Genomic DNA, 19,953 nt, shown 5'->3' on the forward strand with positions numbered 1-19,953 from the left:
GTCCTTTCCCTTCATTGGGGACGGGGTTGTGTCACGACTCCGTGGCGGAGCCGCGGGTGGGGGCCGCCGGTGGCGGCGGAAGGAACGGCAGGTGCGCCGAGCGCCCGGCGTCTTGGGCCGCCGCGAGGGCGAGCAGGCAGCCTGCCGTTCCGGTGGCGAGGTCCATGGAGAGCCGCATCATCTGGTGCCCGGGGAAGGCGAGTTGGCCCTGGTAGGCCATCGCGAACCAGCCGAGCCCGTCGATCTGCTGCGCCAGCCGCTCCCGGCCTGCGCCCGGCGCGGTGCTCCGCGCGAGGTGCAGGACCATGCCGGCGCGGCCCTGGAAGAGACCGGGCTGTGCGTAGAAACGGGAGGTTGCCGCGGTGAGAATGCCGGCCCGGGCCTGCTCGAACTCCCTTGTGGTGTCCGGTGCTTCGGCGAGGGCGTCGCCCGCCGACGCCAGGTAGTCGTCCAGGACCAGCCCGATCCCCACGCTCCCGTCGCCGAGGTACGGCAGGGTGCGCCAGCCCTCGTCCACCTCCAGGGCGCCGCCCGCCGACTGGACGACGCAGCAGGCCAGGTCGCGCCGGAGTGCCTCGGTCGCCGCTGCCAGCAGCCGTGGTTCACCGGTCTCCTGGTACCGCCGCAGCAGGAACAGCGCGGGCCCGCTCGCGCCCCGCAGCAGCCCGGCCCGGCGCCGGGGCGGGTCCGGGACCGGTTCGGCGAGGCGTCGTACGAGGATCTCGGCGGCCTCGGCGGCACGGTCGCGCAGCGCCGGTTCGCCGGTCGCGGCCGCCAGGTGGCCGAGGACCAGACCGAGTCCGGCGAGGCCGCCGTGCAGGTCGGAGGAGAGGTGGCGCCAGTTCTCCCGCAGGACGCCGCCGATCAGGTCCAGCGCCCGCTGCCGGTGGCCGAGCCGGTCCAGGACCAGGGCCACGCCCGCGAGACCGTCGTACAGGCCGAGCGGGGTGCCGGGCGGCGGCGGGGCGGTGTGGTCCAGCAGCCAGCGCTCCCCCTCGTCGTACCGGCCGGCGCCGGAGACCTCCAGCGCGTACAGCACCCCGGCCGCGCCGTGCGCGAGCCCGAGGCCGCCGCCGTCGGAGAACTGGGCGATGTCGCCGGGGAAGAGCCGGTCGTCGCGCTCCGGGGTCGCGGAGGCGAGGATCGCCTTGACCATGGAGTCCCGGCTGTAGGGCCAGTCGCCCGGCACGACCGGCGGCGCGGGTGTGCTCCGGCCCGCCGTCTCCCGGGTGATCTCCGCGACCGCCTCGTCCAGGAAGGCGCGCGGCACGTCCGGGAACTGCTCCGCGATGACGTCCGCCAGATGGGCCGCCTTGCCCCGGTCCACCACGAACAGCGTGGTCACGGGCAGGAACAGGGCGAGGCGCAGACAGGCCAGCGCGTACCGGTCGACGTCCGTGCCCCGGCGGTCCGGCGGCGCGAAGAAGCCGGGGTGGGCCACCGTCTGCCGGCCGTTCTCCGCGGCCGGGGCGGCCGCCTCGAAGTCGATGAGGTACACCGTCTCCTCGTCCGGGGCGACCATCACGTTGAAGACGTGCAGGTCGTGGAAGACCAGCCCGCGCGCGTGCACCACCGCCACCGCCCGCTCCACCGCCCGGTGGATGCGCAGCGCCCACGCCGTGTACGACGCGACCTTCGCCGGATCCGGGTCGGGGGTGAGCAGCGGATGCCGTTCGGCGAAGAACGAGTTGAGGGGGCGGCCCTCCAGGTGGTCCATCACCAGGAACCGGTGGTCGCCCAGCGTGAACCAGTCCCGCACCTCCGGCACCACGCCCGTCCCGGCGACCCGCTCCAGCGCGGCCTTCTCCCGCGCCAGCCGCGCCACCGCGTCCGCCCCGTCGGCGGCGAGCCCCGCGTGCGGACGCCCTTCCTTCAGCACCACCCGGCGCCCGTCCCGGGTGTCCGTGCCGACGTACACCCCGCCGCCGTTGGAGAAGTGCAGCGCCTTCTCGATGCGGTACGGCAGCTCGCCCACCGTCGTGGTGTTGCGGGCCTCCAGATGCGGCCGCAGGAACGCCGGCAGCGTCACCCACTCGGGCACCTGGAAGGACGGTGTCCGCCGGTCCGGGACCAGGCGCCCCTCGCCGTCGGCCACGGCGAGGACCAGCGAACCGCGCTCGTCGACGACGTACCGGCGCGCGAAGGCGCCGTAGCGGACATAGAGCGGACCGTCGTGCCAGCGCAGGTCGGTCAGGATGTACGGCCCCTCGCAGCCCTCCAGCAGCGCGCCCAGCTCACGCAGCACCTCGTGCAGCTGTTCCTCGCCCGCGGGGTACACGGTGACGAACTTGCCGCTGGTGTCGCGGCCCGCGTACTTGGCGTTGCGCAGGTGCAGCAGATGCGGGGACGGCACGAACTTGAACGGGATGCGGCGCGGCACGCAGTAGTCCCACACGATCCGGGCGATCCGCTCCGCGTTCGCCGTCGTCGCCGAGGAGTGGATCTTCCAGCCCTGGGCCGGCGACGGGAGCGGCGCGCCGTCCTCGCCGAGCGGGGTCAGCGTCAGCCAGTCGCCCGAGCGCGCCGCGTGCCAGCCGTCCGGGACCGCGCGACGCGCCGTCGCGAACAGCGGCGCGGGCTCGCTCCCGTCCGCCGACAGCCGGTCGGGCGTGTCGTAGAAGTGCCCGTCGGTCAGCGCGTACACCTCGTACCGCTTGTCCATGCGGCTCCCGCCCCCTCCTCCGGTCGACCCGGTAGACACTCGCAGCAGGCGGACGGTCGCGGACAGTCACGACTGTCACGAGATCACCGTGCGGAACGCATGGGTAAAGATGTGTTCGGCGGCTTTCGAGCGACGTCCGCACGGACGGCACGCGGAGCCTTCACAGGGGCTGCGCAGGCGGCCCATACGCGCTGTAATGGCGAAGTGGCCAGTGAGGGTGCTGCGGTGCGCAGAACGAGAGCCGAGCGTGCCGAGATCGCCCTGGAAACACTCTTCGCCGCACCCGCCTCTCCCGACCGACTGCGCCGGGTCCTCGAACAGGCACTCGTGTTCGCCGGGGCGGCGTTCGTGGGCGTCTACGTGCCCGGCGACGACCCCTCCGTGCTGTACCTGACCGAGTCGGCGGGCCTGCCCCGCACGCTGTACGGCCTGCGCGACGGCTATCCGGCCGCCGGCGGCTCCCCGGTCGCCGAGGTCCACCGCACCGGGCGGCCCGGGTGGCTCGGCCCGGACGAGCTGGCCGACTGCCCCGAGGCCCGCCGCACACCGTCGGCAGAGTTCTCCGTCGGCGCGCTGCCGCTCGGTGCGGCCGGCAGCGGCTGTCTGCTCGCCGTCAGCGAGCACCCGGGCGGCTTCGGCACCGACGACCGGGCCTGCCTGGAGCTGATCGCCCGGGCGGTCGCCGTGCCCCTCCGGACCGGCCCGGCCGCCGACACCGGCGAGCTGCCCGGCGACGCGTTCAGCCTGGCCATGGACACCGGCCGGGTCGAGGTCGGCGACGAGATCCTCAGCCTGTTCGGGATCGGCCGGGACGCGTTCGACGGCAAGGTGGAGACCCTGCTCGCCCTCACCGTGCCCGAGGACCTGCCCGCCCTGATGTCGGTGGTCGAGGCCGACCACATGTCCGTCGGCGACCGCGAGCTGGAGTTCCGCATCCTGCAGCCCTCCGGCCCGCCCAGGTGGCTCCGGCTGAGCGGCCGGCTGCTGCCCGGCGGCGAGGGGCGCCCGTCCCGGCTCGTCGGCACCGTCGCGGACGCCTCCACCCTGCGCTCCGACGTCACCGACGTGGCCCGCGTGCAGCGCCTGGCGGCCGCCCTCGCCATGGCCGGCACCGTCAAGGACGTCGGCCAGGCCGTCGTCGCCGCCCTGCGCAAACCCCTCAAGGCCGACCGCATCGCCCTCGCCGAGCTGGAGAACGACCGCCTCGTCGTCACCGTCCTCGACCCGCCCGAACCCGAGGCCTGGCCCGAGCTGTGGCGCAGCGAGTGGCGCAGCGAATGGCCCGACGCACCGGTGCGCGCCATGCCGACCCTGGCCGCCGCCCTGCGCAAGGGCCGCGCCCGGATCTGGCCCGCCGGCTCACCGCTGGAGCCCGCCCTCGCCGACGTGGGCCCCGGCGGCCTCGCCGTGCTGCCGCTGCCCGCGGCCGGCCGCATGGCGGGCGCCTGCCTGATCGGCTGGGACCGCCCGCACGAGTTCGGCCCCGACGAGCGCGCCCTGCTCACCGCCAGCGCGGGCCTCACCGGCCAGGCCCTGCTGCGCGCCCACGCCTTCGACGCCGAGCACGAACTCGTCGGCATGCTCCAGCGCACCCTGCTGCCGCGCCGCCTGCCCCGGCTGCCCGGCGCGGTCGCCGTCGCCCGGTACCTGCCCACCACCGCCGGGCTCGAGGTCGGCGGCGACTGGTACGACGTGATCCCGCTCGCCGACAACCACGTGGCCCTCGTCATCGGCGACGTCCAGGGCCACAACGCGGGCGCCGCCACCCTGATGGGCCAGATGCGCACCGCCCTGCGGGCCTACGCCGTCGAGGGCCACGCCCCGGACGTCGTCGTCGCGCACGCCAACCGGCTGCTGCTGGACATGGAGACCGACCTCTTCGCCACCTGCTGCTACGTCGACGTCGACATGGAGCAGGGCACCGCCTGGTACGTGCGCGCCGGTCATCTGCCGCCGGTGCTGCGCCACCCGGACGGCTCCACCGAGATCGTCGAGGCCGAGGGCGGCCCGCCGCTCGGTGTGTCCATCCAGGCCGACTTCCCGATGGCACCGCTCCGGTTCCAGCCCGGCACGGTCCTCGCGCTCACGACCGACGGCCTGGTGGAGTCCGCCGAGTCCGACATCGACGAAGGCCTCGACCGGTTCACCGGCGAACTCGCCGCCGCCGACCCCGGCCATCTGGGCCTCGTCGCCGACGCCCTGCTCACCGGCGCCCACCGCGGCGACGACGTCGCCCTGCTGCTGATGCGCTACGACGGCATGGCCGTACGCCCGCTGCGCGAGACCTGGACCGTGTGGCGGGTCCCCGAGGCCGTCCGGCACGCCCGCCGCTTCACCCGGCGCACCCTGCGCACCTGGGGCGTCTCGCCCGACACCATGGACACGGCCCTCCTCGTCGTCTCCGAGCTGGTCACCAACGCCCTCGTGCACACCGACGGCCAGGTCCGCCTCGACCTCAGCCTGGTCAACCACCGGCTGCGGCTCGCCGTCGCCGACGCCTCGCCGCGCAGCCCCGTCAAGCCCACCAACATCGGCTGGGAGGCCACCGGCGGCCGCGGCATCCTGCTGGTGGAGGCGGTGTCGGAGGCCTGGGGGACGGTGCCGGTCAGCGGCGGCAAACAGGTGTGGGCCGACGTCGTACCCGACGCCTGACGGCCACTCGGGTAGCGGTCGGGGCCGCTCCCGGCAGGTCGGAGGGGCCCGCGGGCCCGCCGTGCCTAGGGTCTCCTGTCGTGGCACACACCTTCGAGGAACTGGTGGAGAAGGAGCGCGCGGCCGACGCGGCGCACCGCATGGTCGACGAGCTGCGCGACACCTACGGACCGCCCGCCGAGCGGGGGATGACGGGCGCCCAGTCGGACACCTACGAGACGGCCCTGCGCGCCTGGCGGGAGCTGGCCCGGGACCTGCAGACCGCGGTGAGCGAGTACGCGCGGGAGACGGGCCGGCCGCGCGCCGAGGTGGAGGCCGAGGTGGAGCGGGCGGCGGCAGCGGAGGACACATGAGCCGAGCCGGCCGCCGCGCCGAGCGGCTCGCGGACGCTGCCGACGCCCGGCTGCCGGTCCTGGAGGGCGGGGCGCTGCTGCGCAAGGCCTTCCCCGAGCACTGGTCCTTCCTGCTCGGTGAACTCGCCCTCTACAGCCTCCTCGTGCTGATCGTGACCGGGGTGTGGCTGACGTTCTTCTTCCAGCCGGAGATGCGCGAGGTCGTCTACGCCGGCTCCTACGCGCCGCTGCGCGGCGTGCTCATGTCGGCGGCCTTCGACTCCACCCTGCGCATCAGCTTCGACGTGCGCGGCGGACTGCTGATCCGGCAGGCCCACCACTGGGCCGCGCTGGTGTTCGTCGCCGCGATCGGCCTGCACATGCTGCGGATCTTCTTCACCGGCGCCTTCCGCCGGCCCCGCGAGCTGAACTGGGCGATCGGGCTCACCCTGTTCGTCCTCGCGCTCGCCGAGGGCTTCGCCGGCTACTCGCTCCCCGACGACCTGCTCTCCGGCACCGGCCTGCGCATCGCCCAGGGCATCATGCTGTCCCTCCCGGTGGTGGGGACGTACGTGGCCTTCTTCGTCTTCGGCGGCCAGTTCCCGGGCCACGACATCATCACCCGGCTCTACCCGGTGCACATCCTGCTCCTCCCGGGCGCCCTCATCGCCCTGGTGACGGTGCATCTGACCCTGGTGTTCCATCTGAAGCACACCCAGTGGCGCGGCCCCCGCCGCACCAACCGCAACGCCCTCGGAAAGCCGCTCCTCCCGCACTTCACCGCCCTCACCTCGGGGCTGGCCCTCACCGTCTCCGGCGTGCTCGTGCTGCTGTCCGGCCTCGCCCAGGTCAACCCGATCTGGAACTACGGCCCCTACCGCCCCGACGTGGTCTCCACCGGCTCCCAGCCCGACTGGTACGTCGGCTTCCTGGAGGGCGCCCTGCGGCTGGTGCCGGCGTGGGAGACCAACCTGGCCGGACACACCCTCATGTGGAACGTGCTGCTTCCGGCCGTCGTCCTGCCCGGGCTGCTCTTCACCGTGCTGTACGCCTACCCGTTCGTGGAGCAGCGCCTGACCGGGGAGTGGCAGCACGAGCAGCACCTGTGCGACCGGCCGCGCGAGCGCCCCGTGCGCACCGGCCTCGGCGTGGCGGGCACCGTCTTCTACGCCGTGCTGCTGCTGGCCGGCGGAAACGACATCATCGCCCTGACCTTCCGCATCTCCGTCAACGCCCTGACCTGGGTGCTGCGCGTCGCCCTCGTGGTGGCCCCGGTCCTCGCCTTCCTGGTGACCCGCTGGCTGTGCCGGGCGCTGACGGAGGCCGAGTGCCGGCGCCTCGCCGAGGGCGTGTCCACGGGCGAGATCCGGCAGAGCGTGACCGGCGGCTACGACAGCGACCACGAGCCCGTCGAGCGGTTCCGGCCCGGCGCACCGCGCAGGCCGCTCACCGGTGGACGTACTGGAACACCATCCCGAACACCCCGCGGGCCAGCACGCCCAGACCGATGAGGAACAGCCACAGCCCGAAGACCACGCCGGTCGCCGCCACCGCGAACCCGAGCGCGGTGACGATCGGCCACAGGCTCTCGTGCGGGAAGAACGCCACCGGCCCGGCCCCGTCCGCCACCTCCGCGTCCGGACGGTCCTGCGCCCGCTTCCCCCGGCGCCGGTACTGGATCAGACAGAAGAAGGCGACCAGTGCCGCCATCCCGCACGCGACGACCAGCACGGTCGTGCCCGTGTCGTCCTGCGACCACACCCCGTACAGGGCGGCGGACCCGCCGAAGAACACCGCCACCCCGCCGAACAGCATCGCCTCGGTCCTCATCGCAGGCCCTCCTCCTCCGCCTGCCGCACGACCTCCGGATGGTGCAGGTCGAAGGCCGGCGACTCCGACCGCACCCGGGGCAGCGCCCGGAAGTTGTGGCGCGGCGGCGGGCAGGACGTCGCCCACTCCAGGCCACGTCCCCACCCCCACGGGTCGTCCTCGGTGACCTTCTCGGCCTTCGTGGAGGTGCGCCAGACGTTGTAGAGGAACGGCAGCGTGGAGACGCCGAGCAGGAACGCACCCGCCGACGAGATGGTGTTGAGCAGCGTGAAGCCGTCCGAGGGCAGATAGTCCGCGTACCGGCGGGGCATCCCCTCCTCGCCGAGCCAGTGCTGCACGAAGAAGGTCAGCTGGAACGCCGGGAACAGCAGCCAGAAGTGCAGTTTCCCGAGCCGCTCGTCCAGCATCTTCCCGGTGAACTTCGGCCACCAGAAGTAGAAGCCGGCGAACATCGCGAACACCACCGTCCCGAACAGCACGTAGTGCAGGTGCGCGACGATGAAGTACGAGTCGGTCAGATGGAAGTCCAGCGGCGGCGAGGCGATCAGCACCCCGCTCAACCCGCCCAGCAGGAAGGACACCAGGAACCCCAGCGACCACAGCATCGGCGTCTCGAACGAGACCGACCCGCGGACCATCGTCCCGATCCAGGCGAAGAACTTGATGCCCGTGGGCACCGCGATCAGGAACGACATGATGGAGAAGAACGGCAGCAGCACCGCACCGGTCGCGAACATGTGGTGCGCCCACACCACCGCCGACAGCATGGTGATCGCGATCGTCGCCCCGATCATCGGCAGATAGCCGAACAGCGGCTTGCGGGAGAAGACCGGGATGATCTCCGAGATGATCCCGAAGAACGGCAGCGCCACGATGTACACCTCGGGATGCCCGAAGAACCAGAACAGGTGCTGCCACAGCAGCGCGCCCCCGTTCGCCGCGTCGAAGACGTGCGAGCCGAACTTCCGGTCCGACTCCAGCGCCAGCAGGTCCGCCGCCAGCACCGGGAACGCGGGCAGGATCAGGATCGAGGTGAACAGCACGTTCCAGGTGAACATCGGCATCCGGAACATGGTCATGCCCGGCGCGCGCAGGCACAGGATCGTCGCGATGAAGTTGACCGCGCCCAGCGTCGTCGACACACCGGCCACCACCAGCCCCATCGCCCACAGGTCGCCGCCCGCGCCGGGGGCGAAGTAGGCGCTGTTCAGCGGCGCGTACGCGAACCAGCCGAACGCGGCGGCACCGCCCGGCACCAGGAACCCGGACACCACCATCAGCCCGCCGAACAGGTACATCCAGTACGACAGCGCGTTCAGCCGCGGGAACGCCACGTCCGGCGCGCCGATCTGCAGCGGCATCACGGCGTTCGTGAACCCGGCGAACATCGGCGTCGCGAACAGCAGCATCATGATCGTGCCGTGGATGGTGAAGAACTCGTTGTAGCCCTCCTCGCTCAGGAACTGCAGTCCCGGCCGGGCCAGTTCGGCGCGCATCGCGAGGGCCAGCAGTCCGGCGAAGAGGAAGAAGCAGAACGCCGTGACCATGTAGAGCCGGCCGATCACCTTGTGATCGGTCGTGACGGCCCAGCGCAGCAGGGTCCGGCCGGGCCGCGGGGCGGGGGCCGTGTACCGCGCGACGATCCCTCTGGTGTCCGACATGTCGGGTAGTTCCGTCATCGCCGGTGACGGTACCGCATGGACAGCACGTGAATCGCCGACGGCACCAGAGCCACACCGTCGTGACAAACCAGTAGGACAAACGAAGGTCCGATGCGGACGATCACCGTTAGGGTATGGCCAATGAAGGCTCTGGTGCTCTCCGGCGGAGCCGGTACCCGACTGCGCCCGATCACCCACACCTCGGCGAAACAGCTGGTGCCGGTGGCCAACAAGCCCGTGCTCTTCTACGGCCTCGAATCCCTCGCCGAAGCGGGGATCACCGAGGTCGGGATGATCGTCGGGGACACCGCGGCGGAGATCGAGGAGGCGGTCGGCGACGGGTCGAAGTTCGGCCTCGACGTCACCTACATCCCCCAGGAGCGCCCCCTCGGACTCGCCCACGCGGTGCTGATCGCCCGGGACTTCCTCGGCGACGACGACTTCGTGATGTACCTCGGGGACAACTTCGTCGTCGGCGGCATCCGCGACCTCGTCGACGCGTTCCGGGCCGGCCGACCCGACGCCCAGATCCTCCTCACCTACGTCCCCGACCCGCGCTCCTTCGGCGTCGCCGAACTCGACGCGGACGGCCAGGTGATCGGCCTGGAGGAGAAGCCGGAGCACCCCAGGAGCGACCTCGCGCTCGTCGGCGTCTACCTGTTCACCCCGGCGATCCACGAGGCCGTACGCGCCATCGGTCCGTCCCGGCGGGGCGAGTTGGAGATCACCCACGCCCTCCAGCACCTCATCGACACGCGGGCCGATGTGCGGTCCACCGTCATCGAGGGCTACTGGAAGGACACCGGCGACGTCGGCGACATGCTGGAGGTCAACCGGACCGTTCTCGAAGGCGTGCGGCGGCGCGTCGACGGCGAGGTGGACGACGCGTCCGAGACCGTCGGCCGGGTGGTGATCGAGGAGGGCGCGCGGATCACCAACTCCCGGATCGTCGGCCCGGCCGTCATCGGAGCCGGGACCGTCGTCAGCGACTCCTACGTCGGCCCCTTCACCTCGATCGCGGAGAACTGCCGGATCACCGACAGCGAACTGGAGTTCTCCATCGTGCTGCGGGACTCCTCGATCACCGGGGTGGGCCGTATCGAGTCCTCGCTGATCGGCCGGCACGTCGAGGTCACCCCGGCGTCCGGCGTACCCAGCGCCCACCGTCTAGTCCTCGGAGACCACAGCAAGGTGCAGATCCGTTCATGAACCTCCTCGTCACCGGCGCCGCCGGGTTCATCGGCTCCACGTACGTCCGCGCGCTCCTCGCCGACGACTCGCCCGACGCGCCCACCCTCACCGTGCTGGACAAGCTCACCTACGCCGGCACGCTGACCAACCTCCCCGCCGACCATCCCCGGCTCGACTTCGTGCGGGGTGACGTCTGTGACACGGGCCTGGTGGACCAGCTGATGGCGGACGCCGACCAGGTGGTGCACTTCGCCGCCGAGTCGCATGTCGACCGGTCCATCGACGGGGCGGGGGAGTTCGTCCGGACCAACGTGGTCGGCACGCAGACCCTGCTGGACGCGGCGCTGCGGCACGGTGTCGGCCCGTTCGTGCACATCTCCACGGACGAGGTGTACGGCTCCATCGAGTCCGGTTCCTGGCCGGAGACGCACCCGCTGGCGCCCAACTCGCCGTACTCCGCGTCCAAGGCGTCCTCGGACCTGCTCGCCCTGGCCCATCACCGCACCCACGGCCTGGACGTCCGTGTCACCCGCTGTTCCAACAACTACGGGCCGCACCAGTTTCCCGAGAAGGTTATCCCGCTCTTCGTCACCAACCTGCTCGACGGTCTGAACGTCCCGCTGTACGGCGACGGGCGCAACGTCCGCGACTGGCTGCACGTCGATGACCACTGCCAGGGCATCGACCTGGTGCGCACCAAGGGCCGGCCCGGCGAGGTGTACAACATCGGCGGCGGCACCGAGCTGAGCAACAGGGAACTCACCGGCCTGCTCCTGGACGCGTGCGGTGCCGGCTGGGACCGGGTCGCGTACGTGAGTGACCGCAAGGGCCACGACCTGCGCTACTCGGTCGACTGGAGCAAGGCCCGGGACGAACTCGGCTACCGCCCGCGCCGCGACTTCACCACCGGGCTCGCCGACACGGTCGCCTGGTACCGGGACAACCGCGCCTGGTGGGAGCCGCTGAAGAAGCAGGGTGCCCGATGAGGTGGCTGGTCACCGGCGCGGGCGGGATGCTCGGCCACGACACCGTCCGGGAGCTGCTGGACCGCGGCGAGGACGTCACCGGACTCGACCGGGTGACGCTAGACATCACCGAACCCGACGCCGTACAGCGCGCGTTCGACGCCCACCGACCCGACGTCGTCGTCAACTGCGCCGCCTACACGGCCGTCGACGACGCCGAGACCGACGAGGCACGCGCCCTGCGCGTCAACGGCGACGGCCCCCGGCTGCTCGCCCGCGCCTGCGCCGAACGCGGCGCCCGCCTGATCCACGTCTCCACCGACTACGTCTTCTCCGGCGAGATCCGCGCCACCCCCTACCCGGAGGACCACCCGCCGGCCCCGCGCACCGCCTACGGCCGCACCAAGCTCGCCGGGGAGCGGGCCGTACTGGCCGAACTCCCGGGCGCCGCGGCCGTGGTGCGCACCGCCTGGCTGTACGGCGTCCACGGCCGCAACTTCGTGCGCACGATGCTCGAACTGGAGGCCCGCCGCGACACCGTCGACGTCGTCGACGACCAGCGCGGGCAGCCGACCTGGAGCGCCGACGTGGCCGCCCGGATCGCGGACCTCGGCGCCACCACCGCGCACGGCGTCTTCCACGCCACCGGTTCCGGCGAGGCCAGCTGGTACGAGCTGGCCCGCGAGGTGTTCCGGCTGGCCGGCGCCGACCCGGACCGGGTGCGCCCCACCGACAGCCGGTCCTTCACCCGGCCCGCGCCCCGGCCCGCCTACAGCGCCCTGGGGCACGCCCGCTGGCGGGAGGCCGGTCTGGCACCGCCGCGGGACTGGCGGTCCGCCCTGTCCGAAGCCCTGCCTCTCATCCGCAAGGAGATGTCCCAGTGAAACGGCACGAGTTCCTGCGGGAACTCCACAAGGTCACCGCGAACCGCAACTACCTGGAGATCGGCGTCAACGACGGCCGCAGCCTGACGCTGTCCCGGGTGCCCAGCATCGCGATCGACCCGGCGTTCAAGGTGGTCACGGAGATCCGCTGCGACGTGCACCTGGCGAAGGCGACCAGCGACGACTTCTTCGCCCGCGACAACCCCCTCGCGCACCTCAGGGGCGGCCGCCACCCGCTGCGCAACCTGGCCCGCAACCGCAGCCCCTTCGGCTACTGGCAGCGCACCACACTGGACCTGTCGTTCATCGACGGCATGCACCTGTTCGAGTACGCGCTGCGGGACTTCATCAACATCGAGCAGCATTCCGACTGGGCCAGCGTGATCGTCTTCGACGACATGCTGCCGCGCAACATCGACGAGGCCGCCCGCGACCGGCACACCAACGCCTGGACCGGGGACGTCTACAAGCTCGTCGAGATCCTGCACCGCCACCGCCCCGACCTGGTCACGGTCCTGGTCGACACCGCGCCCACCGGCCAGCTGGTGGTCTTCGGCGCCGACCCCGAGAACACCGTGCTCAAGGACAAGTACGACGAGATCATCGCGGAGTTCGAGGTCCCCGACCCGCAGAAGGTCCCCGAGTCCGTCCTGGAGCGCACCACGGCCGCCAAGCCCGAGGAGTTCCTCGGCGCGGGCTTCTGGAAGCCGCTCGTCGCGGCCCGCAACCGCGGGACCAAGCGCTCCCGCGGCTGGGAGCAGTTGCGCCGCGCGGTGTCCCCGTACAGCGCCGGCCGCTGAACCCGGCGGCCGGCTTACCGGCCGCGCAGCCGCTCGTAGTGGGCGGAGCAGTCCGCGTAGGTGGGCAGCAGCCCGGACCGCTCCGCCTCGGCGAGCGTGGGCGCCTCGGCGTCCTTGGCCGACAGCACCGGCTCGATGCCCTCCGGCCAGGCGATGGCCAGGTCGGCGTCGAGAGGGTGCACGGCGTGCTCGCGCTTCGGCGCGTACCCGGTCGAGCACAGGTACACCACGGTGGCGTCGTCGGTCAGCGCCATGAAGGCGTGCCCGAGGCCCTCCGCGAGGAACACGGCGTGCCGGTTGTCGTCGTCGAGGCGTACGGCCTCCCACTGCCCGAAGGTGGGCGAGCCGAGGCGGATGTCCACCACGACGTCCAGGACGGCACCGCGCACGCAGGTGACGTACTTGGCCTGCCCGGGCGGTACGTCGGCGTAGTGGACGCCGCGCAGCACGCCCCGCCGGGACACCGAGCAGTTGGCCTGGGCGAGCGTGAGGTCGTAGCCCGTGGCCTCCCGGAACTCCTCGCCCCGGTACCACTCGTGGAAGCTGCCCCGCTCGTCCGGGAACGCCTTGGGCTCAAGGACCCAGGAGTCGGCTATCTCCAGCTGTCGCACTCCGTCACACCTTCCCTGTCGTCTTCTGCAGCGCCGCTCCCAGCATGCCCCGAGCCCTGCGCAGCAGCCGCCGCAGCAGACCGGGCGGCGCCGGACGGGCCACCTCCGCATCGCCCCGGGCCCGGCCCACCCTGAGGACCAGCGGCAGCCGGTGGAAGCGCCGGTCCCCGGGGCCGCCGACCAGGCACACCTCGATCCGCCAGGTCGCGTTCCGCAGCTGCCGCAGCGGCACCCAGACCTGCAGCAGCGAGCCCGCGCCGTCCGCGGGGACGAGCTCCGAGGCCTGGTGGAAGGTGCGGTCCGAGGCGGTGTCGGCCAGCCGGACCGTGACGTCGGCGCTGTCCGGCACGTACAGGGGCAGGGCGACGGTCAGCAGGTCGTCGGGGGAGACCGTGGCGTCGGCGGGGGTGAGCGCGGTCAGGCCCAGGGCCTTGGAGGCGCGGTCCACGTCCAGGGAGAGGTTGGCGTGCTGCTTCGTCCAGTACGGCAGCACGACCCGGTGCGCGAGGATCCCGGCGGGCGGCAGCGTGCGGCGCTCGGCCGGTGCGGGGCCCAGCCGGCACTCCTTGGTCCAGCCGCCGAGCCCGACCCGGACGTAGGCGTCCCACAGCCCGCCGTGCAGCGGGGCGCCGTCCGCCGCCGCGGCGGGGTCGACGGTGGCCGTGCCGCGCAGCACCAGCCGGGTCCGGCCGTCCCCGGCCGCCACGCGTTCCCGGGTGACCTCCACGGGCTGGAAGAAGGAGGCGGCGGTCTCCCGGTCGCGCAGGACCAGGTCGAGGGTCGCCTTCTCGAAGCCGTCGGCGGCGGCCGTGGCCAGCCAGGACACCGCCTCGGCGAGGTCGGCGGGCGCACCGTCGGCCGAGGGCCGCGGCCCGTCGGGGCGGACGGTCAACGGGCCGTCGGCATCGGTGTATTCGGCGGTGAACCGCACCCGCAGCGTCCCGTCGTGCCACTCGACGCCCGTCGGCACGGCCTTGGGCCGGACGCCGGCCTCCCACTCGGCGTGGGCGACCAGGTCGTCGTACCGGTCCTCCCGGATCAGCGCGGCGACGACCCGCGGGCCCGGCCGCAGCCCGGAGGCGACGCCGGGGCCGAAGCGCTCGACGACCACCGCGTGCATCTCCCGGAACAGCTCGCGCCGGTAGTCGTCCGGCATCGCCAGCAGCCGGCGCCCGCTCATCCGCTCGACCATCTCCACCCGCAGCCAGCGGCGCAGCAGCTTGTCGCGCAGCGGGCCGGGCTCGGTGTACCGCTCGACGAAGTCCAGGGCCTCGCGGAGGTTCTTGAAGTAGCCGACCGGCTCGAAGCGCCGGAAACCGGCGTTGGAGGCGTCCTCGCGTCTGACGTGGTAGTAGCAGACGTAGTCGCTGAGCACCGACACGTTGTCGGCGCGCAGATACGCCTCGGCGATGAAGACGTGGTCCTCGAGGCGCCGCGGGCCCTCCGGGAACCTCAGCCCGGTGCGGTCCAGGAAAGAGCGCCGGAGCATCTTGTGCGGGGTGAGGCTGTCGATCAGCGGGGCGTTGTCCACCGTGGCGTACGGGTGGTTGCGGCGGAACAGCTCCACCGGCACCGGGCGGCCCTTCCCGGCCATCTTGCCGACGATCACGTCGGCCTTGTTCTCCACCCCGTACTCGTACATCCGCTCCAGGGCCTCGTCGCCGAGGTGGTCGTCGTTGTCGACGAACATCACGAACTCGCCCCGGGCGGCGTCGATGCCCACGTTGCGGGGCTTGCCGGACCAGCCGGAGTTCTCCTGGTGGATGACCCTGATGTGCGGGTGCTCGGCGGCCAGCGCGTCCAGCCGGGCCGGGGTGGCGTCGGTGGAGCCGTCGTCGACGAAGAGGACCTCGAACTCGTCGGGGGGCAGCGACTGCCGCAGCAGCGAGGCGACGCAGTCCTCGATGTACGGCCCCGGGTTGTACACGGGTACGACGACGCTGACCTTGACCGGCATCCGGCTTCCGAGCCCCCTTGGTTCGCTTTCCGTGGCCTGGGTGGCACGGTGCGCGTGGCCGAATGTTAACCCGGTCCCTGGTGCGGGCGGACGCGCGCCCGCACCAGGGTTGCCCCAACTGACCGGTCAGGCGTGGGTCTTGGCCAGCAGCTCCAGGATCTCCGCCGTCGTACCGCTCTCGCCGAGCCGCGGGAAGATCCGCTCCACGCTGCCCGCGTGCGCCTCGGCGTCGCTGTCGGCCATGGCGTCGGTGGCCAGGGTGACGTGGTAGCCGTGGGCGTAGGCGTCGCGGGCGGTGGACTCGACGCCGATGCTGGTGGCGATGCCGGTCAGCACGATCTGGGTGATGCCGCGACGACGCAGCTGCACGTCCAGGTCGGTGCCGTACAGGGCGCTCCAGTTGTGCTTGGTGACGCGGATGTCGCCGGGGTGGCCGGACAGCTCGTCGACGATGACGTCCCAGCCCTCCGGGAAGGAGAGACCGCGCGCCTGGCGCTCGGTCCGGCCGGGGACGGCGTCCGCCCAGTCGGGCGCGAAGGAGACCCGGACCAGGACCACGGGCAGGTCGCGGGCCCGGAAGGCCTCGGCGAGTTCGACCGTGCGGGCCACCACGTCCGCGGCGGCGTGCGGCTGGGTGGGCATGCCCACGATGCCGTTCTGCAGGTCGATCACGACGAGGGCGGTACGGGGGTCGAGGGTGCTGACGGACATGGGGCGATCAGGCCTTTCGGGGGGTGGGCCGGCCGAGTGAACGGTCGGGGAGGGTGGTCGCCAGCAGGAGGGCCGAGCCGGCGAGCATGAACAGGGCCAGGCCGTGCAGCCCGGCCGTGTCGGCGCGGTGCGGGTAGAACACCGCGGTGGCGGCGGACGCGCCCAGCGCGCCGAGGTACATGAAGGTCCGCAGCAGTCCGGCCGCCGACGCGATCCGCTCCGGGTCGGCCTGCCGGTACAGGGCGTTCTGCGTGGCCAGCCCGACGAGGCCCTGCGGGACACCGAGCAGCACGCCGACCGCGAGCAGCAGCCACAGCGGGCTGTCCGCGCGGACCAGGAGCAGCACGGCACTGCCGGCGATCTGCAGCACCGAGCCCACGAGCAGCTTGGCGCGCACCGCCTCACGGCGCCCGGTGAGCGTGGCGGCGGTGAGTGCGGCCACCGACAGCGGCAGCAGCGCGAGACCGGCGGTGGCGGCGCCCAGCCCGCGGCCCTGCTGCAGCCACTGCGTGTATCCGTACATGAAGGCGTAGGCGGTGGTGTAGGCCAGGAACTGGCGCAGGTAGGTGGCGAGCAGCGGGCCGTTGCCGCCGAGAACCCTCAGGTCGATGAAGGGGTCCGGCACCCGCAGCTCGCGCACCGCGAACGCGGCGGCAGCGGCGGCGGACAGCACCGGGAGGTACCAGCGGCCGGCGCCCGGGTCCATCAGGAACAGCATCAGCGCGACCAGCAGCACGGCGAACAGGGCCATGCCGGGCAGATCCACGCCGCGCCCGCGCTGCCCCTCGGTTCCCGGCAGCCGCAGCGTGCCCAGGATCAGACAGGCGGCGGAGAGCGGCACGTTGACGCAGAACACGGCACGCCAGCCGCCGAACCCGATCAGCAGTCCGCCCAGCGCCGGGCCCACCACCGCCACCGTCTGGCTCGCCACGGCCAGCGCGGTCAGCACGCCCGCCGGACTGTCCTGCCCCGTGCGCTCGGCCTCGGTGCGGGTCAGCCGCATCGCCGCCGGGTACGCGGCCGACGTCCCGAACCCGAGCAGCACGCGGGCCGCGATCAGCCAGCCGAGCGAGGGCGCGCACGCGCCCAGCAGGCCGGCGACGCCGACCAGGGCCGCACCGGTGAGATAGAGCCGGCGCGGGCCGTACATGTCCACCAGCCGGCCGATGACGGGCTGGCCGACGGCCGTGGCCAGGTAGAGCGCCGAGACCAGCCAGACCGTCTCGGCGGGCGGCGCCCCGAAGGCGACGCCGATCGGCACCAGCGCCACGGCGATCATCGACGAGTTGACCGGGTTCAGTACGGAACCCAGGACCATCGGCGCGATCAGCCGGCGGTCGAATCCGGTGGGGGAGGGGCGGGCGGTCCGCCCGGTGCGCGGGGTGAGCCTCGGTATCACGGCCGCGAGAGCCGTTCCAGCAGCTCCAGCGCCTTCAGGACGGTCTGCCGCTCCTCCTCGGTGTAGCGGTCCTCGAAGGCGCGGGCCAGCCACTCCTCGCGCAGCTGCTTGTTGCCCTCGACCCGGGCTCGACCGGCCTCGGTCAGGGTGACCAGCTGGCGGCGGCCGTCGTCGGGGTCCGGGGCGCGCCGGATCAGGCCGTGCTGGTCCAGGGCGGCCAGCGTGGTCGCCATCGACTGGGGCCGTACGCCCTCCGCGGCGGCCAGCGCGCTGGCCGTGGCCGCTCCGTGCTTGCCGACCAGGGAGAGCGCCGACTCCTGCGGCGGGGTCAGGTCGGAGTCCTGCGCGACCTCGCGGATGCGGCGCCGCAGCCGGCTGAACACCACGCGCAGGTCGCGCGCGGTGCGGGCCGCGGAGTCCGAGATATGAGCCATGCCGTCAGCGTAGGACCGTCAGGAGGAACTGTCCAGTTCAGACTGTTCAGTTTTGCCTGAACATTATCGGGCGTGCGTCCCGGGCTGCCTACGCTGGTGGGGTGCGTCTCCTGCTGATGTCCGACACCCATCTCCCGAAGCGCGCCAAGCGGCTCCCGGACCAGTTGCTCGCCGAACTCCCGGACGCGGACGTCGTGTTCCACGCCGGTGACTGGGTCGACACCGCCACCCTCGACCTGCTGGAGCGCCGCAGCCGTCGGCTGATCGGTGTGTACGGCAACAACGACGGCCCCGAGCTGCGCGCGAGGCTCCCCGAGGTGGCATACGCCGAACTGGGCGGCCTGCGCTTCGGCGTGGTGCATGAGACCGGCCCCGCACAGGGCCGCGAGGCACGCTGCGCCGCCCGCTTTCCCGACCTGGACGTGCTGGTCTTCGGCCACAGCCACATCCCCTGGGACACCGTCGCCCCCGGCGGACTGCGGCTGCTCAACCCCGGCTCCCCGACCGACCGCCGCCGACAGCCGCACTGCACCTACCTCACGGCGACCCTCGCCGGCGGCGCGCTCACCGACGTCACCCTGCGGCTTCTGCCGCGGCGTCAGTAGGGCTGTGGCACGATGCGTCGATGATCTCCGACTACGACATACCCGACGTCGTACCCGCGGGCAGCATGGCCGAGCGCGACCAGCCCGTCCTCGGCCTGCCGGGCGGCCTGGAGCTGCGGCCCTGGCGGTCCGGTGACGCCGACGCCGACGCGCTGCTCACGGCCGGGCAAGACCCGGCGATCCAGCTGTGGAACCTGTTCTCCGTCCGCAGCCGTGACGAGGCGCGGGCCCGGATCGAGCGCATGCACGAGCGGTGGCGCTCCGAGACCGGCGCCGTATGGGCCATCGCCCGGCCCGGCGGCCCGCCCCTCGGGCTCGCCGGGCTCCACGACGTCAACCTGGCAGGCGGCACCGCCGAGATCATGTACTGGGTGCTGCCCGACTCGCGCGGCGGCGGCATCGTCGTCGAGGCGGCCCGCAGGCTGAGCCGCTGGGCCCTGGACGACCTGGGCCTGCACCGCCTGCGCCTGTGCCACGCGGTCGCCAACCCGGCGTCCTGCCGCGTCGCGGAGAAGCTCGGCTACGCCTTCGAGGGCACGATGCGCTCCTCGCTGCTGCATGCCGACGGCTGGCACGACGAGCATCTGCATGCGCTGGTGGTGGAGCGCGCCTGATGCCCGGGGCGGGCCGCGGCTACCGGCGCCGGGACCGGGCCCGCCTGCACCGTCGTGCCCGCACGGCGACCAGCGCCAGCACGATGCCCACCGCCACCGCGACGGCGGCCCGCTTGGCCACCGGTACCGCGGCTGCCCGCAGGAGGTCGAGCGGCTCCGCCGCCTCCTCCTCGGCGGGCGGCTCGGCGGTCTGCGGGGGCTGTTCGGTCAGCCGCTGCGCCAGGCAGGTCGCGAACTGGCCCACCAGCCGGTCTCCCACCTCCGACAGCAGGCCGCGCCCGAACTGCGCCGGGCGGCCGGTCACCGTCAGGTCGGTCCGCACCGACACCGCCGTACCGCCGTCGCGTCCGCTCAGCGTGCCGGTGACCGTCGCCCGGGCCGTGCCCTGACCCCGGGTCTCCCGGCCGCTCGCCACGAGCACCATCCGGTGCGCCGCCGCGTCCTGCTCCTCAAAGACCGCGGTGCCCCGGTAGGCCAGGGAGACCGGGCCGACCTTGACCTTCACCGAGCCGGTCACCGTCTTGCCGTCGTACTCCTCCACCACCGCCCCCGGCAGGCAGGGTGCGACGCGTTCGATGTCGAGGAGCGCGCGCCAGGCGTCGTCGACCGCGACGGGGACGGTGAACTCGTGGTGCAGCTCCATGA

18 protein-coding genes are annotated in these 19,953 nt (G+C 72.8%); 9 read left to right on the plus strand and 9 right to left on the minus strand.

What is annotated here, in order from left to right; all coding sequences use genetic code 11:
- Positions 1-31 precede the first annotated feature (31 nt).
- Positions 32-2,662 (minus strand): class III lanthionine synthetase LanKC, encoded by a 2,631-nt coding sequence (lanKC, locus tag BEK98_RS41555; protein ID WP_094221994.1) that lies wholly within the window; start codon positions 2,660-2,662, stop codon positions 32-34.
- Between the two features lie 204 nt (positions 2,663-2,866).
- Between lanKC and BEK98_RS41560 the strand changes: the two genes are divergently transcribed.
- The 3 genes from BEK98_RS41560 to qcrB all read left to right on the plus strand — a co-directional run bounded on the left by BEK98_RS41560 (position 2,867) and on the right by qcrB (position 7,157).
- Positions 2,867-5,314, plus strand: a complete 2,448-nt coding sequence (locus BEK98_RS41560) for a SpoIIE family protein phosphatase (protein ID WP_244202206.1) — start codon at positions 2,867-2,869, stop codon at positions 5,312-5,314.
- Positions 5,315-5,394: 80 nt separating this feature from the next.
- A complete protein-coding gene (locus BEK98_RS41565) occupies positions 5,395-5,667 on the plus strand; it encodes a hypothetical protein (protein ID WP_094221996.1) in 273 nt (90 codons plus the stop codon).
- On the plus strand, positions 5,664-7,157 hold the full coding sequence (qcrB, locus tag BEK98_RS41570) for a cytochrome bc1 complex cytochrome b subunit (protein ID WP_094221997.1): 1,494 nt from the start codon (positions 5,664-5,666) through the stop codon (positions 7,155-7,157). Before BEK98_RS41565 ends, qcrB begins: the two co-directional genes overlap by 4 nt.
- Here qcrB and ctaF read toward each other — a convergent pair.
- Both ctaF and ctaD read right to left on the minus strand, forming a co-directional pair.
- Positions 7,093-7,476 (minus strand): aa3-type cytochrome oxidase subunit IV, encoded by a 384-nt coding sequence (gene ctaF, locus BEK98_RS41575; protein WP_094221998.1) that lies wholly within the window; start codon positions 7,474-7,476, stop codon positions 7,093-7,095. The two genes, qcrB and ctaF, sit on opposite strands and share 65 nt — an antisense overlap.
- Positions 7,473-9,137: an aa3-type cytochrome oxidase subunit I gene (gene ctaD, locus BEK98_RS41580; RefSeq protein ID WP_167444388.1), complete on the minus strand. Its 1,665-nt coding sequence runs from the start codon at positions 9,135-9,137 to the stop codon at positions 7,473-7,475. The genes ctaF and ctaD overlap by 4 nt, the downstream gene beginning before the upstream one ends.
- Before the next feature lie 141 nt (positions 9,138-9,278).
- Between ctaD and BEK98_RS41585 the strand changes: the two genes are divergently transcribed.
- Genes BEK98_RS41585 through BEK98_RS41600 form a run of 4 tightly spaced genes read left to right on the plus strand, consistent with a single transcriptional unit; the run spans position 9,279 to position 12,977 of the window.
- Positions 9,279-10,346 (plus strand): glucose-1-phosphate thymidylyltransferase, encoded by a 1,068-nt coding sequence (locus BEK98_RS41585; protein WP_094222000.1) that lies wholly within the window; start codon positions 9,279-9,281, stop codon positions 10,344-10,346.
- The gene (rfbB, locus tag BEK98_RS41590; RefSeq protein ID WP_094222001.1) at positions 10,343-11,314 is read left to right on the plus strand and encodes a dTDP-glucose 4,6-dehydratase; all 972 of its coding nucleotides are present in this window, start codon (positions 10,343-10,345) and stop codon (positions 11,312-11,314) included. The genes BEK98_RS41585 and rfbB overlap by 4 nt, the downstream gene beginning before the upstream one ends.
- Positions 11,311-12,177, plus strand: a complete 867-nt coding sequence (gene rfbD / locus BEK98_RS41595; protein ID WP_094222002.1) for a dTDP-4-dehydrorhamnose reductase — start codon at positions 11,311-11,313, stop codon at positions 12,175-12,177. The genes rfbB and rfbD overlap by 4 nt, the downstream gene beginning before the upstream one ends.
- Positions 12,174-12,977, plus strand: coding sequence for a class I SAM-dependent methyltransferase (locus BEK98_RS41600; protein WP_094222003.1), 804 nt, complete (start codon positions 12,174-12,176; stop codon positions 12,975-12,977). The genes rfbD and BEK98_RS41600 overlap by 4 nt, the downstream gene beginning before the upstream one ends.
- Positions 12,978-12,991: 14 nt before the next feature.
- On the opposite strand, the gene rfbC is transcribed toward BEK98_RS41600, so the two are convergent.
- From rfbC to BEK98_RS41625, 5 genes are all read right to left on the minus strand, one after another.
- Complete coding sequence (gene rfbC, locus BEK98_RS41605) at positions 12,992-13,588, minus strand: dTDP-4-dehydrorhamnose 3,5-epimerase (protein WP_094222004.1); 597 nt, start codon at positions 13,586-13,588, stop codon at positions 12,992-12,994.
- A gap of 4 nt (positions 13,589-13,592) precedes the next feature.
- A complete protein-coding gene (locus BEK98_RS41610; RefSeq protein WP_094222005.1) occupies positions 13,593-15,545 on the minus strand; it encodes a glycosyltransferase family 2 protein in 1,953 nt (650 codons plus the stop codon).
- Between the two features lie 126 nt (positions 15,546-15,671).
- The gene (locus BEK98_RS41615; protein WP_094222006.1) at positions 15,672-16,256 is read right to left on the minus strand and encodes a hydrolase; all 585 of its coding nucleotides are present in this window, start codon (positions 16,254-16,256) and stop codon (positions 15,672-15,674) included.
- Between the two features lie 7 nt (positions 16,257-16,263).
- On the minus strand, positions 16,264-17,655 hold the full coding sequence (locus BEK98_RS41620) for an MFS transporter (protein ID WP_094222007.1): 1,392 nt from the start codon (positions 17,653-17,655) through the stop codon (positions 16,264-16,266).
- Positions 17,652-18,089 (minus strand): MarR family winged helix-turn-helix transcriptional regulator, encoded by a 438-nt coding sequence (locus tag BEK98_RS41625; protein ID WP_094222008.1) that lies wholly within the window; start codon positions 18,087-18,089, stop codon positions 17,652-17,654. Before BEK98_RS41625 ends, BEK98_RS41620 begins: the two co-directional genes overlap by 4 nt.
- Before the next feature lie 101 nt (positions 18,090-18,190).
- Between BEK98_RS41625 and BEK98_RS41630 the strand changes: the two genes are divergently transcribed.
- Together BEK98_RS41630 and BEK98_RS41635 are read left to right on the plus strand one after the other, a co-directional pair.
- The gene (locus tag BEK98_RS41630; RefSeq protein ID WP_094222009.1) at positions 18,191-18,694 is read left to right on the plus strand and encodes a metallophosphoesterase family protein; all 504 of its coding nucleotides are present in this window, start codon (positions 18,191-18,193) and stop codon (positions 18,692-18,694) included.
- Positions 18,695-18,714: 20 nt separating this feature from the next.
- The gene (locus BEK98_RS41635) at positions 18,715-19,308 is read left to right on the plus strand and encodes a GNAT family N-acetyltransferase (protein WP_094222010.1); all 594 of its coding nucleotides are present in this window, start codon (positions 18,715-18,717) and stop codon (positions 19,306-19,308) included.
- A 19-nt stretch (positions 19,309-19,327) separates the two neighbouring features.
- Here BEK98_RS41635 and BEK98_RS41640 read toward each other — a convergent pair whose 3' ends face one another.
- Positions 19,328-19,951: an SRPBCC family protein gene (locus BEK98_RS41640; protein WP_094222011.1), complete on the minus strand. Its 624-nt coding sequence runs from the start codon at positions 19,949-19,951 to the stop codon at positions 19,328-19,330.
- Positions 19,952-19,953 lie beyond the last annotated feature (2 nt).

Source organism: Streptomyces diastatochromogenes, from assembly GCF_002242805.1.
GTDB classification, from domain to species: Bacteria; Actinomycetota; Actinomycetes; order Streptomycetales; family Streptomycetaceae; genus Streptomyces; species Streptomyces diastatochromogenes.